This window comes from Nonomuraea cypriaca, assembly GCF_015645445.1.
Classification (GTDB): Bacteria; Actinomycetota; Actinomycetes; order Streptosporangiales; family Streptosporangiaceae; genus Nonomuraea; species Nonomuraea cypriaca.
In genome coordinates, this window is sequence record NZ_JADOGI010000437.1 from 1 (window position 1) to 3,526 (window position 3,526).

The following is a 3,526-nucleotide window of genomic DNA, read 5'->3' on the forward strand; positions in this document are numbered from 1 at the left end:
TAAATGTCCGATTTTATGATTGTTTGTGCTGCCGGACTTCGACGATCGGCAGCATTCTCCCGTCCGTGGGTGAGCTGAGCTGGCGTGGTGTGGCTCCGGCCGGTGTTGGAATGTCGGCGAGGCGGTCGAGCAGGGTGTCCAGTGCTGACTGGCCGTCCTCGATGGCGGCTTGTTCCTCCTCGGTAAGGGGGACGGTGGCGAGCATGCGTTGCAGGTTGTCCTTGGCCTCCAGGAGTTGCGCCTTGGTGGAGTCCTTGGGGAGGTAGAAGTCGCATTTGGCGCAGGCCATGCGGTGTGGGCACTGTTCGAAGAAGGTGTAGGAGCACAGCCCGTGTCCGAGGTCGTAGTACTGCCACGACTGTCCGTCGGCGGCGGCTCCGGAGGTGATGGCCTCGCGGTCGAGGAGCACCTCGATGGTGCGGACGTTGCGGGCGAAGTATCCGGCCTCGGTGTATGCCTTGGTCAGCGTGTTCGGGGTGATCTTGGCATAGTGCTGGGTGGTGTTGGGTGAGCGGTGCCCGAGCCAGGCTTGCAGCTCGAACAGGGTCATCGGCTCCTTGGCGTTGTAGAGCTGACTGGCGATCGTCGAGCGTGCCCGGTGGCTGGTGATGTTCCCGCGGACATCGGCGGTCGGGACGCCCGCCTTGGCGCAGAGGGCCGGGATGACGGTTTGGTTGATGTAGCTCTTGGCGACTGGATGGGCTCGGATCGAAAACAGCAGGTCCACGTGCTCACTGGTCTTGCGGTCCAGGCGTTTTGGCTGGATGGGGCGGACCGCTTGCCAGGCCTCGATGGCCTGGCCGACGAGCGGATCGACCGGTTTGGTGAAGGCGGTGCCCGTCTTGTGCACCGGAACGTCCAGCAGGCAGACCGCGTCGTCGGCGAGGATGTCGGTGGCGTCGCCGGAGATCGGGGTCCCGTTGTGCTGCCAGCGGACGCAGCCGACCCGCAGCCGGGACAGTTCGTCGCTGCGCAAACCGGAGAACAGCCAGGTCAGGGTAAGTGCCCGGATCAGTTCCAGGGGGTAGTAGGTGCCGGGAAAGTCGGCGGGTTCGAGGTTGAGCCCGGCCCACAACAGCTTGGCCCACACATCGTCGGCGATGACACGGGGATCGGTGCTGATCACAGCGCTGATGGTGCGCGGGGTAGCCAGCGCGCGGGCGGGGTCGAATCGGCGCGGGATCCACTCCCATTCCTGCAAGTCCCGGAAGAACATGCGGGTGCCCATCAGGAGGTGGGCCTTGGTCCGCGGGGAGATCGGCTCTCCGAGGCGCTCGCTGAGATGATCGCGTCGCTGGACCCAGTCACCGATCATCATCCGGTCGACCGCCGCGATCCAGGCGGCGCAGATCGTCCTGGTCCACTGGCGCGGATCGGTGGCCTCGGGGTGTTCGGCGGCGGCCCACCGGCCGGCTTTGGCCATGTTGACGCGGATGTTGTTGCGGACGTTCGGGGTGAGCGTGGAGGTGTCATGCCAGCGCCGTAGCAGCTCCGCCCAGGCGGCAGGGACACCGGCGAGGCCGGGCGCGTGGTTGAAGCCGGGACGGGCCGGACAGTCACAATGCCCCAGCTCGGCGACGATCTTCTGCAGCGCGTGCAGGTCGCGTTGGTAGCGGCCGGTGCTGGCCGGATGCGCGTGCAGGGCGGCGAACGCCTCGGTAGTGAGGTCGGCAAGACGGGGACTGCGGTTGAGCAGCAACGCCTGGGCCAGGACACCGACGAGCCGGTAGCGGCCATCGGAGCCGACCATGCTGCGGTAGCCCCAGCGTTCCAGCACCGTGCCGGTCTCGTCGATCGCCTCGGTGACCGAGCCGGGTCCGAAGACCAGCTGCGCCAGGTGGAGTCGGTTGAAGTTGCCCAGATGCTGGAAGTCGGTGAAGCCGGCCAGCAGGTAACTCAACGCGATCAGGAACGGCCGGGCCGACTGCTCGGTCGGCAGCGGCTGCGCCGCCAGAAACGCCTCGCGACTGGGCCCAGCGAGCCTGGCCCAGTCCCACGCCGTCCAAGCCCACCACGGGCGCTCGAGCTCCGCGCACTTAGCCAGGATGGCCGCCACCGCGGTCCGGCCAGCCCGGCGAGCAAGGTCGTCATCGTCGTGATGCAACCCTTTTGCGGTCTCATCCAGCGGCTCGACCAGCTGCGACAGCGCCCGCCACAACGGTGCAGTGCGACGCGGAACACCGGTGGCGCGGTGGCGACGCAGCGCCCGCGGGGACAGCCCCGCCAAGGCGTCGGCTTCCTCGGGTAGCAGCCGCGTGCGTCGTTCCCCGCCGCTCCGCCAAGGGATCGCGCCCGTCGGCCCGGTGGCCCCAGCATTAGCAGTCGAGGCCGCCACGGCGTGCCGCTCGATGGCGCTCATCCGGATCGACCGGTCAACGCGGCCACCCGCCAGGCGTGGAGATGCGTCATCGAGGCGTTGAGCTTGTCCGACAGATCCCGGCCAGACAGATGGATATAGCGCAGCGTGGAATCGGTGGAAGCATGCCCGGCGAACGTGGCGATCGCATGCAACTCCCAGCCCATCCGGGCCAGATCGGTCAAGCACAGATGCCGTGTCGTATGCGTGGAAAACCGCGGCACCGCGGCAGCCAGCGCGATCCTGCGCACCACCTTCGACCAGCTCCACAAGGTCAACGGTTCGGCCCGGTTGCGGCGTGACTCCGACAGGAACAACGGGCCACGCGCCCGCGACAGGCCCACCCGATGCCGCAGATACTCCGCCAGCAGTTCACCGGTCGCCGCCGAGTACGGCACCGCCCGCTCTCTGCGGGTCTTGGTCGTCTCCGCTCGGACCCGCAGCATCCGGTGCGCCGGGTCGAGATCATCGGTCCGCAGCGAACACAGCTCTTCCCGGCGCAACGCCGCGTCATAGGCCAGCGCGAGCATCACCCGGTTACGGATCATCTCCTCGCGAAACGCCTCGAGGATCTGCCGCCACTCGGCCTCGCTGGGGATCCACGGCAGCTTGACCATCCGAGCCACCAGCGGCCGGCCCTCACCGCGTCCGCCACCGGCTCTCCTGCCAGGCGCATATGAACCCCGGCCGACCGGGTTGGACTCGCGCAGCCCTTCCTCGACCAGGAAGTCGTAGAACAACCGCACCGGCACCAACCGCTGCTGCAGCGTCGCGTTCGACAGGCCCGACCCCGAATCGAGCACCAGCACGTTCGTGCCCCGACGGCTTGGACGACTGGTCAATTCCCGCACGAACCGTCCCACCTGAACACGGGTGGCCGCTATCGGTTCGATGCCGTCGCGCTCGCAGACCTCGAGGTATTCCGCCAGTCCACGCCCATAGGCGTCGATCGTCCGGGGCGCTCGTCCCAGGTCGGCCCAGATCCTCAGCCACTCCAACGCCCGCTCATGCCGGGTAAGAACTGGCCACTTGTCCTCCAGCACCACCGCCACGTCCAGGACCCCCGCCCCTCGACTGACAGCGAGGCTACCGAATCAAGATCAGCTCATTGGAAGGGACACGCACGGGGAGTTGATTCCACGTAACTGATAGATACAACTTGCCCTGATA

General features: G+C 67.2%; 2 protein-coding genes. Both read right to left on the minus strand.

The genetic code is table 11. The features are described from left to right. Positions 1-13 precede the first annotated feature (13 nt). Positions 14-2,359: a tyrosine-type recombinase/integrase gene (locus ITP53_RS54435; RefSeq protein ID WP_195903326.1), complete on the minus strand. Its 2,346-nt coding sequence runs from the start codon at positions 2,357-2,359 to the stop codon at positions 14-16. Continuing rightward, positions 2,356-3,408, minus strand: coding sequence for a tyrosine-type recombinase/integrase (locus ITP53_RS54440; RefSeq protein ID WP_207757734.1), 1,053 nt, complete (start codon positions 3,406-3,408; stop codon positions 2,356-2,358). The genes ITP53_RS54435 and ITP53_RS54440 overlap by 4 nt, the downstream gene beginning before the upstream one ends. Positions 3,409-3,526 lie beyond the last annotated feature (118 nt).

What these genes read in the sequence shown, in the direction of transcription:
- ITP53_RS54435 (WP_195903326.1), bottom strand. Translation starts at nt 2,359, where the DNA reads ATGAGCGCCATCGAGCGGCACGCCGTGGCGGCCTCGACTGCTAATGCT.